The sequence below is a fragment of the Zobellia laminariae genome, from assembly GCF_030553095.1.
Lineage (GTDB): Bacteria > Bacteroidota > Bacteroidia > Flavobacteriales > Flavobacteriaceae > Zobellia > Zobellia laminariae.
On record NZ_CP130738.1, the window covers coordinates 2,571,962 to 2,588,081 of the forward strand.

14 protein-coding genes and 2 pseudogenes are annotated in these 16,120 nt (G+C 35.9%); 11 read left to right on the forward strand and 5 right to left on the reverse strand.

Going from position 1 to position 16,120, the window contains the following annotated elements; all coding sequences use genetic code 11:
• On the reverse strand, window positions 1-1,173 hold the full coding sequence (locus Q5W13_RS12235; protein WP_304443180.1) for a 5-(carboxyamino)imidazole ribonucleotide synthase: 1,173 nt from the start codon (window positions 1,171-1,173) through the stop codon (window positions 1-3).
• Window positions 1,174-1,283: 110 nt separating this feature from the next.
• Here Q5W13_RS12235 and Q5W13_RS12240 point away from each other — a divergent pair, with 110 nt between their 5' ends.
• The 4 genes and pseudogenes from Q5W13_RS12240 to Q5W13_RS12255 all read left to right on the forward strand — a co-directional run bounded on the left by Q5W13_RS12240 (window position 1,284) and on the right by Q5W13_RS12255 (window position 4,735).
• Window positions 1,284-2,390, forward strand: coding sequence for an adenylate kinase (locus Q5W13_RS12240; protein ID WP_304443181.1), 1,107 nt, complete (start codon window positions 1,284-1,286; stop codon window positions 2,388-2,390).
• 189 nt (window positions 2,391-2,579) lie between these two features.
• A pseudogene (gene obgE / locus Q5W13_RS12245) lies at window positions 2,580-3,579 on the forward strand (GTPase ObgE).
• A 66-nt stretch (window positions 3,580-3,645) separates the two neighbouring features.
• On the forward strand, window positions 3,646-4,167 hold the full coding sequence (locus Q5W13_RS12250; protein ID WP_155594724.1) for a DUF4136 domain-containing protein: 522 nt from the start codon (window positions 3,646-3,648) through the stop codon (window positions 4,165-4,167).
• Between the two features lie 202 nt (window positions 4,168-4,369).
• The gene (locus tag Q5W13_RS12255) at window positions 4,370-4,735 is read left to right on the forward strand and encodes a hypothetical protein (RefSeq protein ID WP_304443182.1); all 366 of its coding nucleotides are present in this window, start codon (window positions 4,370-4,372) and stop codon (window positions 4,733-4,735) included.
• A 24-nt stretch (window positions 4,736-4,759) separates the two neighbouring features.
• Here Q5W13_RS12255 and Q5W13_RS25025 read toward each other — a convergent pair.
• Window positions 4,760-4,915, reverse strand: a pseudogene (locus tag Q5W13_RS25025) (alpha-2-macroglobulin family protein); the annotation flags it as partial.
• A gap of 213 nt (window positions 4,916-5,128) precedes the next feature.
• Here Q5W13_RS25025 and Q5W13_RS12260 point away from each other — a divergent pair.
• From Q5W13_RS12260 to Q5W13_RS12290, 7 genes are all read left to right on the forward strand, one after another.
• On the forward strand, window positions 5,129-5,515 hold the full coding sequence (locus tag Q5W13_RS12260; protein ID WP_304443183.1) for an ankyrin repeat domain-containing protein: 387 nt from the start codon (window positions 5,129-5,131) through the stop codon (window positions 5,513-5,515).
• 113 nt (window positions 5,516-5,628) lie between these two features.
• Window positions 5,629-6,015 carry an ankyrin repeat domain-containing protein gene (locus Q5W13_RS12265; RefSeq protein ID WP_304443184.1) on the forward strand — a complete coding sequence of 129 codons (387 nt, stop codon included), beginning with the start codon at window positions 5,629-5,631 and terminating at the stop codon, window positions 6,013-6,015.
• A gap of 106 nt (window positions 6,016-6,121) precedes the next feature.
• Complete coding sequence (locus tag Q5W13_RS12270) at window positions 6,122-6,469, forward strand: hypothetical protein (protein ID WP_304443185.1); 348 nt, start codon at window positions 6,122-6,124, stop codon at window positions 6,467-6,469.
• A 314-nt stretch (window positions 6,470-6,783) separates the two neighbouring features.
• A complete protein-coding gene (locus tag Q5W13_RS12275) occupies window positions 6,784-7,104 on the forward strand; it encodes a hypothetical protein (RefSeq protein WP_304443186.1) in 321 nt (106 codons plus the stop codon).
• A gap of 31 nt (window positions 7,105-7,135) precedes the next feature.
• Entirely contained in the window at window positions 7,136-8,224 is a 1,089-nt protein-coding gene (locus Q5W13_RS12280; RefSeq protein ID WP_304443187.1) for a histidine kinase, read from the forward strand.
• A 1-nt stretch (window position 8,225) separates the two neighbouring features.
• The gene (locus tag Q5W13_RS12285; protein ID WP_304443188.1) at window positions 8,226-9,278 is read left to right on the forward strand and encodes a sensor histidine kinase; all 1,053 of its coding nucleotides are present in this window, start codon (window positions 8,226-8,228) and stop codon (window positions 9,276-9,278) included.
• A complete protein-coding gene (locus Q5W13_RS12290) occupies window positions 9,275-10,006 on the forward strand; it encodes a LytR/AlgR family response regulator transcription factor (protein WP_304443189.1) in 732 nt (243 codons plus the stop codon). Before Q5W13_RS12285 ends, Q5W13_RS12290 begins: the two co-directional genes overlap by 4 nt.
• A gap of 9 nt (window positions 10,007-10,015) precedes the next feature.
• On the opposite strand, the gene Q5W13_RS25030 is transcribed toward Q5W13_RS12290, so the two are convergent.
• From Q5W13_RS25030 to Q5W13_RS25040, 3 genes are read right to left on the reverse strand one after another with little or no spacing between them, the layout of a single operon-like run.
• Window positions 10,016-11,419, reverse strand: coding sequence for an alpha-2-macroglobulin family protein (locus Q5W13_RS25030; RefSeq protein WP_368662238.1), 1,404 nt, complete (start codon window positions 11,417-11,419; stop codon window positions 10,016-10,018).
• A 5-nt stretch (window positions 11,420-11,424) separates the two neighbouring features.
• A complete protein-coding gene (locus Q5W13_RS25035) occupies window positions 11,425-12,864 on the reverse strand; it encodes an alpha-2-macroglobulin family protein (protein WP_368662239.1) in 1,440 nt (479 codons plus the stop codon).
• Window positions 12,821-16,063, reverse strand: a complete 3,243-nt coding sequence (locus Q5W13_RS25040; protein ID WP_368662240.1) for an MG2 domain-containing protein — start codon at window positions 16,061-16,063, stop codon at window positions 12,821-12,823. The genes Q5W13_RS25035 and Q5W13_RS25040 overlap by 44 nt, the downstream gene beginning before the upstream one ends.
• Window positions 16,064-16,120 lie beyond the last annotated feature (57 nt).

The window sequence follows — 16,120 nt, forward strand, 5'->3', positions numbered from 1 at the left end:
TTATTTGCTTATCACTTTAATAGTTTCCTTCACTTGCTGCGCAATTTTGCGAGCTTCGGAAATAGATTCGTTTACTATAGTTACATGACCCATTTTTCTAAAAGGACGGGTTTGTTTTTTGCCGTAAATATGAGGAGTTACTCCTTCCATTCCTAAAATTTTGGACATATTTTCATAGACAACCTCTCCTATATGGCCTTCGGCACCCACTAAATTTACCATAATACCGGCAACCTTACTTTTAGTATCACCTAATGGAAGGTCTAAAATGGCACGAAGATGTTGCTCAAACTGGTTGGTGTAACTTGCCTCAATACTATAATGGCCACTGTTATGGGGTCTTGGAGCAACTTCGTTAACTATAATTTGGTCATCTTTAGTCTGGAAAAGTTCTACGGCCAAAAGGCCAACATGCTGTATTTTCTCTGAAACCTTTAAAGCTATTTCTTGTGCTTTTTGGGCAATGGCATCACTAACTCTAGCAGGACAGATAACATATTCTACTTGATTGGCTTCCGGGTGAAATTCCATTTCTACCACGGGATAAGTTCTTACTTCACCACTTACGCTACGGGTAACTATAACGGCAAGTTCATTTTTAAAGTCGATCATCTTTTCGGCAATACATTCACCTGCAGGAAGTTCGTTTAAATCTTCAATCTTACGGACAACTTTTACCCCTTGTCCGTCGTAACCAAATTGTGCTGCTTTCCAAATAAAAGGGAAGTCTAAAGCTCCGTTTGAGATACTATCTATTATTTCACTTTTATAGGAAAATCTTTGAAAATCTGCTGTTGGTATGTTGTTATCCACATAAAAAAGCTTCTGTTTTGCTTTGTTCTGGATGATTCTAAGAGCTTTGGTTTGTGGAAAAACCTTTAGACCTTCATCTTCCAGTTTTTCTAAGGCATCCACATTTACGTTTTCAATTTCAATGGTAAGCACATCTACTTGCTTCCCTAAATTGTATACGGCATCAAAATCCATCAGGTCGCCTAGTATAAATTCATTGCATGCTATTTTTGAAGGAGCTTCTGGCGAAGAGTCCATAACTACGGTGTGAATATCAAATTTACGAGTTTCGTAAAGGAGCATTTTACCAAGCTGGCCACCGCCTAAAATTCCCAATTTAAACTGTGAAGAAAAGTACTCCGATGAATTATCTTTAGACATGCAATTGATTTTGAACTGATGCAAAAATACATCGAATTCTTAAAACGCAAGGCGTGTGCTTAAAAAAGCAAAATCAAAGTAGTATATTAGCCGTTCTTTAAAAATGCGATGTGATAAAGCTACACGATAAACATTTTAAGCCGTTCTTGAGCGAAGCGCAAATAAAAGCAGCCGTAAAAAAAGTTGCCGATCAAGTTGCCGCTGATTATAAGGATGAAACACCAATTTTTGTGGGGGTTCTTAATGGGTCGTTTATGTTCGTATCAGACTTTCTGAAGGAATATCAACACCCTTGCGAAGTTTCTTTTGTGAAATTAAGTTCCTATCAAGGTTTGACTTCTACAGGCATAGTAGAAACCCTCTTAGATGTTTCGGAGGATATAGAAGGCCGTAGTGTTATTATTCTTGAAGATATAATAGATACGGGCCGTACGCTTAAAAAATTAATACATCTTTTCTCAAAGGCTAACGTTAAGGAATTTAAGGTTGCAAGCCTTTTTTATAAGTCTGAAATATACAATGGTGAGTATACCATTGATTACGTAGGTATTGATATACCTGATAAATTTATTGTGGGATACGGTCTAGATTATAATGAGTTAGGCCGAAATCTTAAGGGAGTTTACCAATTAAACCAAAAACATATGATTAATCTCGTGCTTTTCGGGAAACCGGGTGCCGGAAAAGGAACCCAAGCTGATTTTTTAAAGGATAAGTACAACCTGAAACACATTTCTACAGGAGATCTTTTTCGTTATAATATGAAAAACGATACTGAGCTGGGACAATTGGCTAAATCATACATTGATCGTGGCGATTTGGTTCCTGATGAAGTAACTATAAAGATGTTGCAGGATGCGGTTGAGAAAAACCCAGATGCAAGCGGATTTATTTTTGACGGTTTTCCTCGTACAACTGCTCAGGCGAAAGCTTTAGACGCTTTCTTAAGCACAAAAGAGATGAAAATAGATGCAACTATCGCTTTAGAAGCAAATGACGAAGTTCTTATTCAGCGTTTGTTGGAAAGAGGTAAGGTTAGCGGTCGTAGCGATGATCAGGACGAATCTAAAATACGTAATCGTTTTGATGAGTATAATCAGAAAACAGCGCCTTTAAAAGATTTTTATGAGGCACAGAATAAATTCCATAGTGTAAATGGTATTGGCGCCATAGATGAAATAACACATCGTTTGGCTAAGGTTATCGAGGAGCTTTAGTTCTCTTTCGGTTTCCAATAGTATATTAAGGAGAGTTGAACAGGTCTAAACAGATGATTAGGCATGTTTCAACTCTCTTTTTGGCTTTATAAGGCTAACTTCTAAATGCATAGCTTGTTTAAGCTTCATGCGAAATGCGTATTTTTGCGCAAATGTTGACTGTCGTCAATATATAATTGAGAATATTTTATGACTGAGGGTAATTTTGTAGACTACGTTAGGATTAATGCGGAATCTGGTAAAGGAGGAAAAGGCTCTGTGCATTTGCATAGGGAAAAGTTCATTACCAAAGGAGGTCCCGATGGTGGAGATGGCGGTCGTGGAGGTCATATTATCTTACGCGGAAATAATAATTTATGGACGCTTGTAACTTTTAAGTTTAAAAAGCACTTTAAGTCAGGTCACGGCGGACACGGTAGTAAATCCCGTAGTTCTGGTGCAGATGGCGAAGATGTATATTTAGATGTACCGTTAGGTACTGTAGTAAAGGATTCAGAAACGGCAGAAGTGTTATTCGAAATTACGGAACACGGCGAAGAACGTATTTTGGCAGAAGGCGGAATGGGTGGTAGAGGTAACTGGCATTTTAAGACCAGTACCAATCAAACTCCAAGATATGCCCAGTTGGTGTTCCCGGACAGGAAGTAGAAGTTATTCTTGAATTAAAATTATTGGCAGATGTTGGTCTTGTAGGCTTTCCTAATGCTGGTAAATCTACATTATTATCGGTTATTACATCAGCAAAACCAAAGATTGCCGCTTACGAATTTACAACCCTGAAACCCAACTTAGGTATTGTAGAGCATCGGAATTTTCAGAGTTTCGTAATGGCAGATATTATGGGATTATAGAAGGTGCTGCAGAAGGAAAAGGATTAGGTCATTACTTCTTAAGACATATAGAGCGTAATTCTACTCTCTTATTTTTAATACCTGCGGATAGTAAAGATATTGGTAAAGAGTATCAAATTTTACTTGGCGAGCTAAGAAGATATAATCCTGAATTGTTAGATAAGGAACGTTTAATAGCCATTTCTAAAAGCGATATGTTAGATCAGGAGCTTATGGATGAAATGCGCGTAGAACTAGATAAAGATTTGGATAGCACACCGTATTTATTTATTTCTTCTGTAGCGCAGCAGGGTATAATGGAATTGAAAGATAAACTTTGGGCTATGTTGAATAGTTAGGAGGGACTGGTTGGTTGTTAAATTCGACCCGATTATAATACCTTAAATTTACTTTAAAACGAGACTATGAAGAATGTATTTACTTTGGTGTTGGTTTTGTGTTTGGCCTCGTGCAATACGATTAGGGTGAACTATGATTATGATAAGGGAACCGATTTCACCAATTACAGTACTTACAATTATTACCCTGATATGAATACAGGCCTTAGCGAGCTTGATACCAAACGTTTGTTGCATGCCGTTAATGCTGAAATGCAAGCTAAAGGTATTCGTTTTTCAGAAGACCCTGATTTTTTTATCAATATAGATAGTGAATCTTTTGAAGTAGCAAGTAACAACACCGTTGGTTTGGGAGTTGGTGGTACAGGCCGAAGTGTTGGCGGTGGGGTTTCCGTAGGTATACCAGTAGGACAACCAAAACTGGAACGCGAAATCCGGTTTGATTTTGTTGATGCCAAAAAGGATGAACTCTTTTGGCAAGGTCAAGGTCAAAGTAATTTTAAAGAAAATGTATCTCCTGAAGCACGGGAGGAAAAACTACATGCACTGGCTGCGAAAGTTTTTTCAAAATATCCTCCTAAAAAATAGAACGATAGACTGTTTATGTTTTAGAAGGAATGGTTTAGTAGTATTTTAATATTTCTTGTGTTGATACTATATTATTCCATATTTTCGAATATTCTTTAAAAACAATTAGGTCTTATTCGTTCTCCATATAGAATGGTTAGATTTTATGTTATAAAGGATATTTTTCTACCCCCTATCTTGAACTTTAACACAAATGTCCCCAATGCTAAAGCTAGCGCTTTATTATATTGATAACCATAAAATTGAAGTGGTTCACACAATCTTTGGAAAAGAAAAAATTCTATTGGACGGTAGAACTGTTTCTAAAAAAATAACTGAAGTAGGTACAGAACATACCTTCACTATTGGTGAAAATAGATATTGGATTGCGCAACGAGAGACTTCCAAAGGCGAGAAGTTAAATAGGTTTGAAATCCGTAAAAATGGTTCGCCAATCTCTTTGGTTAATATATTATCACAGAAATCATCTAATCAGATGATTCTAATCGTTATTCTTTGTGGTCTAGGCACCGGTTTTATTCTGGGTGTTATTATCTACAAATTAATTTGGCCTACAGTTAGTTTGTAGACGCTCCTTTCTACAATATACATCCTAGTTGCCAATCTCCACCCGAACACCTTTAGAATGACTTGAAAACTCTGGTGCATACATGCTTTGGATTGTGGTGATACCATTACTGAATTCACCAGCGTTGTTTACCCTTAAGTCATATTTAAAGACATAGACTCCTTTGGGTAAGTAGTCAAAAAGTCTTGTATAAACTACTTGTTTAGTAGTCTAATTCTTCACTTTTACCATTCAGATAGCAATATTTACCGTTCGCCATAATCCGTTAAGTCTTACTGCCGTTGGAGTTACGGAAATTACCGTTTGTCATAAACTCGTTTCTGTACCTACAAGTGTGTATTACTTTTACATCAGAAATAAATAACAAATCAATAACAATTAAAATTTAATATTATGAGAAAATCAGCAATCGCATTCGGAATTCTTTTTAGTGTAGTGATTAATAGTGCAAGCGCAAACAATAACCCTTCAGACAAAGGAATACGTTCAATTAAAGCAACTACAACTAATGTATCTCCTTTGAGTTTAGCGGTAGTAAACAATGATTATGAAACGGTTAAAAAGTTTTTAGAGCTAGGTTCAGACGTTGAGGCAAAGGAAAAAACTATGGGTATGACTGCTGTAATGTATGCGGCAAGATATAATAATGTAGAGCTAGTTGAATTGTTAGTTTCAAAAGGTGCTGATTTATCTGAAAAATCAAAAATGGGAATGACAGCGTTAGACTATGCAAAATTGAGTAATGCATCAGATGCCGTGGCATTTATTGAATCTTTTTAGTATAGGTTGACTAATTGAGAAATGAGTTTACGAGGACTCCTTTTTAAGTCAGATTTTTAGAAACTATACGCGTGTTTAAATAAATATAACAATCAAAATTAAAACTTAATAATATGAGAAAATCAATAATTGCCTTCGGAATTCTTTTTAGTGTAATGATTAATAGTGCAAACGCAAACAACAATCCTTCGGACAATGCAGTACGTTCAATTAAAGCAACTACAACTAATGTATCTCCTTTAAGTTTAGCCGTAGTAAACAATGATTATGAAACGGTTAAAAAGTTTTTAGAGCTAGGTTCAGACGTTGAGGCAAAGGAAAAAACTATGGGCATGACTGCTGTAATGTATGCGGCAAGATATAATAATGTAGAGCTAGTTGAATTGTTAGTTTCAAAAGGTGCAGATTTATCTGAAAAATCAAAAATAGGAATGACAGCCTTAGACTGTGCAAAATTGAGTAATGCATCAGATGTCGTGGCATTTATTGAATTACTTTAAGGTGTTCGGTCAATGTGAAAAGGAGTTTTCGGGGACTCCTTTTTAGGCCTAATTTTCAAAAAAAGTGTACCTGTATTTTTATAAATAACCATAAAATCATTTTGTTATGAGATATTCAAAATATATAATCGAGGATAGAACTGTTGAATTTTATAATTCCCTTTTTGGAATAGAATCTGTATTAGTAAATAATAAAGAAGTTTCAAAAGGATTTTCTTTATTTGGAAGAGACCACGTATTCAACATTGGAATTAACGAATACAAGTTGAGACCTTATCTAAGTTTTTCTCATCCTAGTTCTGTAGGAATGTCTATTTATAAAAATAACGTTATGCAAAAACTTGAAAAAGAAAGAACTGCATCAGATCACGTTCATTTGTTTCTTAAAGTCAGTTTAATAATTACTGTGGGGATTTGTATAGGACTAGGGTTGGCAGCAATTATGGCACCTTAACTATATGGATGTTTTTTAATATTGACCTTAAAGTTCCTAAAGAGTCGTAAGCCGGTTTATAACAAATGGCACCATAATTTAACTAATTGAGAATGCTAATCATAACGAAATTTTTAATTGAATTGCTAACCGAGTTAGTTCTTAAATGAGAAGGCAACTACATTACAACCACATGATTCAAAACACCTATATTTGAAATTCACTTAAGCACTTGAAGCAAAAACAAGTTTAATTAAAATCAGATTATTGTTAATTTTCAGATGAACAAGAATAAAAACATATCACAACAAACTAAAAATTATAAAAATTTTGGTTTGGCGGTCCTAATAATAATAGGTGTAATAATATTCTTTCTTGTAATTAGTGCAATTGCCCATTTTGGTTTTTTACACGGTGTAGCAGATGGTAAAGGTGCGGATTTTTCTGCTTATAATGCAGGGAAAGAAGTAGGTTATTCACTTCGGGTATGGATAGATTTTTATTTAAAGAGTGGATTAATTTTTGGTAATCTTCTTGCATTAGTGGCCTCTTTAGAAAAAAGAAATTCTTTTCACCTTGTTCTGCTTCATGGTTTTCTAGGTTGGGGTTATGTAATTTATTACACTTTAACGCGTAAAACCATCTTCACGAATTAATATGAGAATTTTAAGGTTTTTAGGAAAACATTTGTTTTGGACATTACAATGTATTGGTTGGGGTTCATTGCTAGTTTTTGCAATTGCTATAGATGAGGATGAAACGTCGCTAATCTCCATTGTAAAAGTAACAGTCCTAGTTTTTATAGTAGGTATATTTTCTTCGGGACTATACAGGTGGTTTTTAAAAAAATATACCAATAACAAAATAACCTTTAGAAATATTCTAAAGATATGTGCTTTTGGTTTATTGAGTGCTATAATTTGGACCTTACTATCCTCAGGAATAGGGTCTTTATACAAGAGGAATAGCTCCGATTACGAACATAAACAGGAGCCTGTCACTGAAGAAAAAGCAGGAGTTTTTGTAAAGGCAGAAAGTGATGAGTTCGAAATTCAAATAGGTGGGGAAGCGGCTATACTTATTTTCGGGATTACACTTTTTGTTATTTGGTCAATACTTTATTTTATAATTAAATCACTAATCAGGAATAATTTAAATAGAATTGAAAGATTAAGGCTGCGGGAAAAAATTAAAGGCGAGCAACTTAATACTTTACAAGGGCATGTCAGTAGTGTTTTTATAGTTCAAGTGTTAAACCGAATAAAAGCACTCATGGCAATAGATGTGAAACGGTCCAGAAGCTTGCTCACTGAATTATCTGAATTATTACGCTATTCACTTACCAAACAAAATGTACAAGTTATTCCGTTAATCGAAGAAATAGAGGCCACTAAAAAGTATATAGAATTATATCAAATAGAGTTTCCTGAATCGCTAAACTTTAGTTGTAAAGATGAACTGGAATTGTCAGAATTAGAAGTGCCTCCCATGTTACTTTTAAATATTGTAGAATTCTTTTTGGGTAATAATCTGCCAGAGCGGTCATTTAGTGCTACAATGGTATTAGATATAGTAAAAGTGGATGGTGCCCTAAAAATTTCGGTTCAGGTAAATGGAGAAGGAATAGATATTACCGAGAATGACTTTGTAAAAAAGAAAATGAATCAACGATTGATTTTATTATTCAATAACAGTAGTAAGCTTAGTGTAGATACCCTGCAGAAAAAGATAGAGGTGGAAATTCCCAGCGAGAGTATTAAATTAGAAGTTTTGTAATATGACGCTAACTCCTAGAAATAAAGCATTCTTTTTTTACACCTTACAAATTATTGGTTGGTATGTTGGGCAACTAACCATTTTTTTTATGGATGGCTTTAGTAGTTCTTTTCAGTATTATTTTGCCATAACAGGTGGTTTAGCGGGTATTATAGCAACTTCTTTATATAGAATTTATTTAAAGAATAATATTGATTTTGAGGTTTTTGATAAGCAAAGTATTGTACGTTTTACCTTTGCTTTTTTTGGATGTTGCGGACTATATTATTCATTATCAGAGTTAACAAATATAATTTATGATAGTATATGGACTAAAACTCCTTTTGAGCTTGAATTTATCTCAGATCATGATGGTTTCTTTGAGGTTGCCACTAGTGTTTTCGTAATGATCTTTTTATGGACAATAGCGTATTTTACTATTAAGTTTATAATTGAACAAAATAAAAATCACTTAAAAAATCTTGAATTAAATGCCACTCTACGTGAAGCCCAACTCAACACTTTAAAAGGTCAAGTAAATCCACACTTTTTATTCAATAGTATAAATAATGTCCGTGGATTGATGCTTGAAGATGTGGGTAAATCGCAAGAAATGATTTCCAAACTATCGGAAATGTTGGAATATGCGTTTGCCAAAAACACTGTGGATGCTATTCCATTATGCGAAGAGTTGGAAATGGTAGAAAACTATATAGCGCTTTCAAAAATACAAATGGAAGAGCGGTTGCAATATGTTGAAAAAATCAATGAAGAAGCATTACAAATTCCAATACCTCCCATGATAATTCAGTTGTTGATAGAGAATGCCGCTAAACACGGGATTGCCAATCTCAAAGAAGGGGGCACCATAGCGTTGAAAGTTGCAAAAGACGATGAGAATTTATTTATAACCGTAGCCAATACGGGGGAATTAAAAATAGCAAAGGACTCTACACAACTAGGGTTAAAAAATATTCGGCAACGACTGCGCCTCCTTTATGGTCAAAGGGCTTCTTTTTTATTACAAGAGATAGAGGGTGGAGTTGTTGCAAGCATAAAAATTCCATTAGAATGACAAAGATTAAAGCAGTAATAGTTGAAGACTCAAGATTGGCAAGAAACGAACTGAAAGAATTATTGAAAGACCATTCCGAAATAGAATTAGTGGGCGAGGCAGAAAATGTAGATGATGGAGTAGAGCTTATTAAAAAGACAAATCCGGATCTTTTGCTTCTGGATATAAACATGCCAGAAAAAGACGGTTTTGAGCTATTGGAAATGCTAGATGAGGTACCTGTCACGGTATTTACAACCGCTTATGATGAGTATGCAATAAAATCTTTTGAGTATAATGCGTTAGATTACTTATTAAAACCGATAAGCGAAAGTCGGTTTGCGTTGGCTATAGAAAAGGTTAGAGCCAAAATAGATAAATCTGAAGTAATCAATGAGCCAAAGACTGAAAAATTAACGGAAAATAGCCAGATATTTATCAAGGACGGCGAAAAATGTTGGTTAGTCAAAATCGGGGATATTTCACATTTTGATATTGTAGGTAACTATACCCGTGTCTTTTTTGAAGACCAAAATCCAATGCTTTATAAATCACTTAATCAAGTAGAAGAAAAACTACCTGAACAGAATTTTTTTAGAGTGAATAGGCAACAGATTATTAACACCAACTATATTGAGAATGTAATACCATGGTTCAACGGAAAGTTAAAATTAACCATGAAGAATGATGTGGAAATTGAAGTTTCTAGGCGTCAATCGTATCTTTTTAAGGATCGGATGAGTCTATAAATTTCGTATTTAATCACCAACCTCCACCCGAACACCTTCAGAATGACTTGAAAACTCCGGTGCATACATGCTTTGGATTGTGGTGATGCCATTACTGAATTCACCAGCGTTGTTTACCCTTAAGTCATACTCAAAAATATAGACACCTTTAGGTAGATAGTCAAAAAAGAAATTGGTGCTGGCATCCTTTGTACTTTCATAGTAGCCCAATCCATCTTGCCATTTGTAATTGGAAATTACATTTACGGGCTCAAAACCAGCCGCTCGCATATCTTTCATATGAACAAATTCCATATCACGGTCAGAACGGAGTTCTATGCGGACCCGAATTAAGTCGCCTACTTTTAATGCTGTTGCTTTAGTGACTTCAGAAATTTTCTCACCGGTATCCGTATTCTTTTTTAAGAACAAACTTTTCTTGACTTGAAGAGGTGTCTTTGCCGATGTTATTTTATCTAAATCCTCAAAATATTGCCAGTAAAGAGCTCCACAGGCAATACCATTACCTTTTTTGCTCAGTTGAACTTCTGCTATATTCGGTTTTATTTCACTGGTGTTCCATGAGGTTTTAAAATAACCGGTTCCTGCTTCCGTTTTTACATTTTCTAGCTTCTCAGGGTTTATTTCAGCACCTCCTAAAGTGACTTTTACGGCATCGGTCACTGAAAGCCAATCGCTACCTTGCAATAACAAAGCGTATACTGCTTCAGATGTAGATTTTGTGGTAGACCATTGGTTGGTCTGCTTATGCTTTAATAGCCAAATTTTAAGGTTATCAACGGTTTTTGTGTCGTTTTCAATTTCCCCAAAAGCTTCTATTAAAAGCGCTTGTGTTTCAATAGGTGCCTGATACCAATACCATGAAGCTGTATTTTCTTTCCAGTACATACCCAGTTCTTCAGAAACGATACTATTCTCTTTTAAAGACTTTAAAATTTTCTTAGGAGTTGAAGTGTCGCCTGTTCTATTTAAGGTTAAAGCCAACATTCCCTTTGTATAAAGTCCTTTTTTGGTCCAGTATTTTTTAGCTTGACCAAGATAGTAATCCGTAATTTTATCGACTTCCTTTGAGCTTTTTATATCCTTGAAGAAACTACGCATATATAAATAATGAATTTGCATTTGGCTCAAATGGTCATTATTCAGGTTTGAAGCGTGCTTCTTCATTTGCTTGTATTCCTCAACAAACTCCGCGTCTAAATACGCAATAGCTTTTTCGGTTATTATTTTATTAGAGGATTTACTTTCTATAGTTACAGAGGACACGTTCAGTTGTTTCAAGTGCCCCATACCTGTTACAATATGTTGTGTAATGTACCTGTTATCAGGACCTCCGTTAAACCAAGCCCATGCGCCCGAATTTTTCTGGTTGTTTTTTAGCTTATTAAGGGCGCGAGTTTCCTCGTTCTTCATTTTATTTAAGTCGAACAACAGGGCAATTCGTTTTTTCTGCTCGGTTTCAGATTGTGCATCTCTGAGCCAAGGGGTTTATGGATTAAAAGCGACTTTAGTTCTTCGTTCTTTTCAAGATTGCTAAGCAAAGCATCGGAGTTCGCCCATTGGTCAAATACAGCTTTTATTCTTTCATTTGAATTTGCAATATGACTTGCCAAGCTGTTGGCGTAGTATCGGGAAAACGTTTGCTCATTACAATCATAAGGATACTCCATAAGATAGGGGAGCGCCTGTACAGCATACCATGCAGGATTTGAAGTAATCTCTAAAGTTAGCTTGTGATTTTTTAGCGTAGTTGAGGTGTTATCTTTTAATTTATCCAGAACAAATGTTTTGGTCTGGTTACTCCGCACCCACATGGGTAGGGTTTCTGTCACCAACATGCGGTTAGTCAAGACAGGTAGCACGTTTTGTTCGCCATCACTGAAATCCCCTGCTTTTGCTGTTACCGTATATTGAACAGCTTGTAGATTTTCAGGTATCTTCAATTGCCACGAAACTTGGGTATTTCCTAAAGAATCTACTGTAAACGAATTTTGCTTTTTTGAATCAATTAATTGTTCTGAAATATCCTTCCCAGAAATAACATCAACAAGAATAAGTTTAGCTTGTCCGGATAATTGTTTGTCCGTTAAGTTGGCAATTTTAGTGCTAATGGTTATTTCATCTCCTTCACGAAGAAAACGAGGCGCGTTGGGCATCACCATTAATTCTTTTTGTGTTACGGTTCCAAGCGTTCTTACGGAACTTTGCAAAGATTTTGTATGAGCAAGTAATTGCAATTTCCATTTTGTGAGCGCTTCTGGAGTAGTGAAGTTAAAGGAGACATTACCTTCCTTGTCCGTTCGTAATTCAGGAAAGAAAAATGCGGTTTCTTGAAGGTTTTTACGGATTTGTACCGTTTCGGGGTCATTCTCACTGTTAGATTTCTCTTCAGCAGGATTTAGAGGGGCCATCTCCCTTTCTTCAGAAACATTAGAAGATGTAATTACGACTTCATCCAGACTAGCGCCATCATTTTCCATCATGCTCATAGGAGCTGCTTCGCTTTTGGCCATTCTTTTTAGGCTATTTCTGTAATTATTGATGTAACCAAAATGCAGTCCAAACCAATTAAACGTATCATACCCCTGAGGTGAATAATTATAGTTCTCTTTACTAAGATGCGTTCTGAATGAATTTGTTCCAAAACTGGTGCGTGCGTTGGCATAGATAGAGGAATAGTAGCTACGTCGTGCAAGCGGATGAAAATTCCAATAGTGTGGTTTAAAAGAGTCCAGAGAGGCATCGTACATGCTGGCCAATAACTCTGCCGAAGCTTTTTCACCTTGTGGTCCTTTTATTTTAAACGACCAAGTCTCATCGGTTATATTGCAATTTGTCTCTAAAAGTGGTGGTTTCAATTTCGAGCTGGGTTTCAGGATAGGGAACGGAAATAGAAATAGTTCCTGAATCAAATGAATTATAGGCAGAATAGGTGTAGTTAATGGCAAAACCACCCAAATCATTTTCGGTTACCGGAACCGTAAAAGATTTTGAATTTTGATTTAAATGGATCTTATGTGTATCTACAATTTTTTGCTCCTTTTCAATAAATACCGTCACGGTAAGGTCTTCTGAGTTTGAGTAAAAAGTAACTTCTACTTTGTCTCCAACACTATACTCGGTTTTGTTTGTTTTGACTTCAAACAAGCGGTTGTCCGGTAATTTCTTATCGTTGTCACTAAAAAGCGTGGTTATAGCTTTTTCTATGACTGCTTGTCCAAACTTATCTTTGGTTTCAAGTTCTATTATATATTTTCCAGACACCCAGTTTTTAAAATTTTTTGGGTTGAATTTTTTGGATTTTTCAGTGTCAAAATTCGTCTGCCAGACCAATTTCCCCTTCTCCCAATTAACAGCATTATCCTCTGTGTTGTAAGCTTCATGAGGAAATAGGTTACTGTATTCTTCTTGGTTCCAATTTTTGTAATCGGGTGCAGGCCATGCTCTTTGTCGCAGAACTTGTTTTGGAGCCTGTAATTTGTACATTTTCAATGTCCCTTTAGAAGGCACAGACTGTCCATTAAGATTGGTAGTGGAAATTTGTATTTTGTCCTCATTCTTGTCTTTGTTCCATTGCTCAGAAACTGATATATCGGCAATGACGGAATGATAGCCTACGGATACATAGGTGGTGGTACTATGGGTTTCTCCGTTGATGTCGGTTACATCTGCCGTAACTTCATAGTTGAAAGTTGGTAGGTTTTCTTTGGATAGACTAGTATCGGGTAAAGCCTTAAATGAGATATCATAATTACCTGAAGCGTCCGTGGTGGTTTCTCCATGGGCTATTTCTTGAGCAATCTGATTATAATAGGGCATGCGCCAGTAGTACCAACGGGGGAAGTAGACGGCTCTTTTTACACGGTAGCTCACTTTGGCATCGGTAATTTTACTTCCGGCGTAAGCCGAAGCAATGCCTGTTACGGTAATGCTATCATTTACTTTATAGGTTTCGTTTACAGGTTCAAAAGAGGTTTCGAATTTAGGGCGTTTGTATTCCTCAACAAAGATATACTGAGTTTTATTGGAAGTCCCTGAAAAGGCATCTACTTCAATAAAAAATTCTCCGGTAAGTCCGGAACTTGGTAATATAAACTCACCGTTAAAAGAACCAAATTCATTTGTGGTAAATTCAAGTTCAGTTATTTCTTGGCCATTTACATCATAAAGAACTGCGGATACAGATTCATCGGCCACTACCTTCGATTTTTCTTCAGAAGTTTCCATGAGGATTCCTTTAAAGTATACCGGCTGACCATAAGGTCTGTAAATACTTCGGTCAGTAAACAGAAAAAGTTGGTTTGAAACTTTATTCAAGCTGTTTGTCTTTCGTCTTCCGTTTACATAATACTCTCCAAAGAAAGCTTTCTCGCCATTATGATTAACTTCAATTTTTACATCGTTCCAATTTTCAGTCGTTAGTGGTATGGTTACAAACCCCATTTTGTCTGTACGCTCTTTTTTGGTCAGATAGGGTTTGTTATAATTTTTAAGATAAGTAAAGGTCAAATCGGCCCCGGAAATAGGTTTTCCTGTGGTTCTGTTAATGATTTGGTATCGTTGTTCTGAGTTGCCATTGGTTTCTACCAAGGCCATGTCAGTTACTTGAATCTGACTAAAAGCAAAGCTTTCTTTATTACCCTTTTCAGGGAAAGCTAAGATGATGTATTGTCCATTTTCTAAAGCTGGGAGAAGTATCTCAATACCATGTCGTTGATAATCTTTTTCGTTTTTAAGCGAAGCCGACCAACTTTTAACCTGTTTCAGTTTTTCTATAAAAGCCAATTGCTTTTCTGGAGGGTAAAGACGTTCTAATTCTTTAATTTTATTGTTGTTCACAGCGTAGGCAGTCAGCTGTAATGAGGATAGATTTTTGTAGTTTACCAACAGTTTTGAAGGCTGATTTACAGCAATGTGTTGCTCGGTAATTATCGAAAGACTTGGTGCAAGGATTTGTAGACGGAGTGATTTACATTTTTCCGCTCCCATACCGTCAGGGAATCTGGCAATTATCTCATCACATAACGCTAGGGCTTCTTTACTTTTCCAACGTGTCTCTTCTTTCGTGTCAGGTTGGTACGTTTGCCCTTGTGCTTTGTATAGTTGTGCCAATTCATAACTATACAAAGCAGAAATCTGATTGTGCTTTAGATGTTCGGCAGAATTCTTTAAGGTTTCCTCGTAATAAGTTTCTTTGTTTTCAAAAGTGGCGTTTTGGTAAACGAAGTTTAATCGTTCAATATCGGCCATTACCAAAGGTTCTAACTTAGGTTCGTCAAAATGAAATTGAATCAGCCCTTGGAATACATTAAGTGCTTTGGCTTGTAGAGAAGTATCATCATTGGTACTTAAGTCATGATGCGCAAATTGATAGGCTTCGCAGATGGTCTCAGGATCGCTTATTTCATATTTATCGGCTGGGCGTGTAATAGCGGTTTCGTTGGTTTTATAAAACTGAAGTGCCGTGTGGGCGAGTATGTCATAAAGAGTAGGGCGGAAGGTCTCTGAACCTTTTTGATGATTTAATAATTCTTCTAACCCTTGTAAATTAGTTAGCTGAAGCTCTTTTTTGTTTTGTAAGGATGCCTGAAAATGGGTGTCTATTTCATGAAATAATGTAGTAAGGTCCCAAGTTCTAAAATCAACGCTGTCTACTTTAGATTCTGTGGTAGACCGGTTATAAAACTGATATCTATTTTGCTGAAAATATTGCCAGTGGAGATTGGCTAAATAACTTTCTAAAATATTTTTTGTTGGAAATTCTGCCTTTTCTATTTCTGCTTTAAAGCGATTAATGATGTTCAATTGGGCATCTTCCTCCAAGATCATCGCATATTTTGAAACAAATAGTAACGATTTTACAACCTGTTCAGAATTGTTCTCTTTTTCCGCTTTTGCTGAAATGGTCTCCACCAGTTCTAAAGCTGATTTAGTCAATTCTTCGCTCTCTAATTTTTGTGCCTTTTTCCAAAGTGCTTTATAGGAGTTTCCGCTATCCTGTGCGGGTAACATTTGCGAAAAAAGGATTACAGTGAATATGAGGGATAATCTTTTCATAGTATAAAATTATATAACAAAACTGAGCAAAATGGATGCCAATAAAAACTATAAATG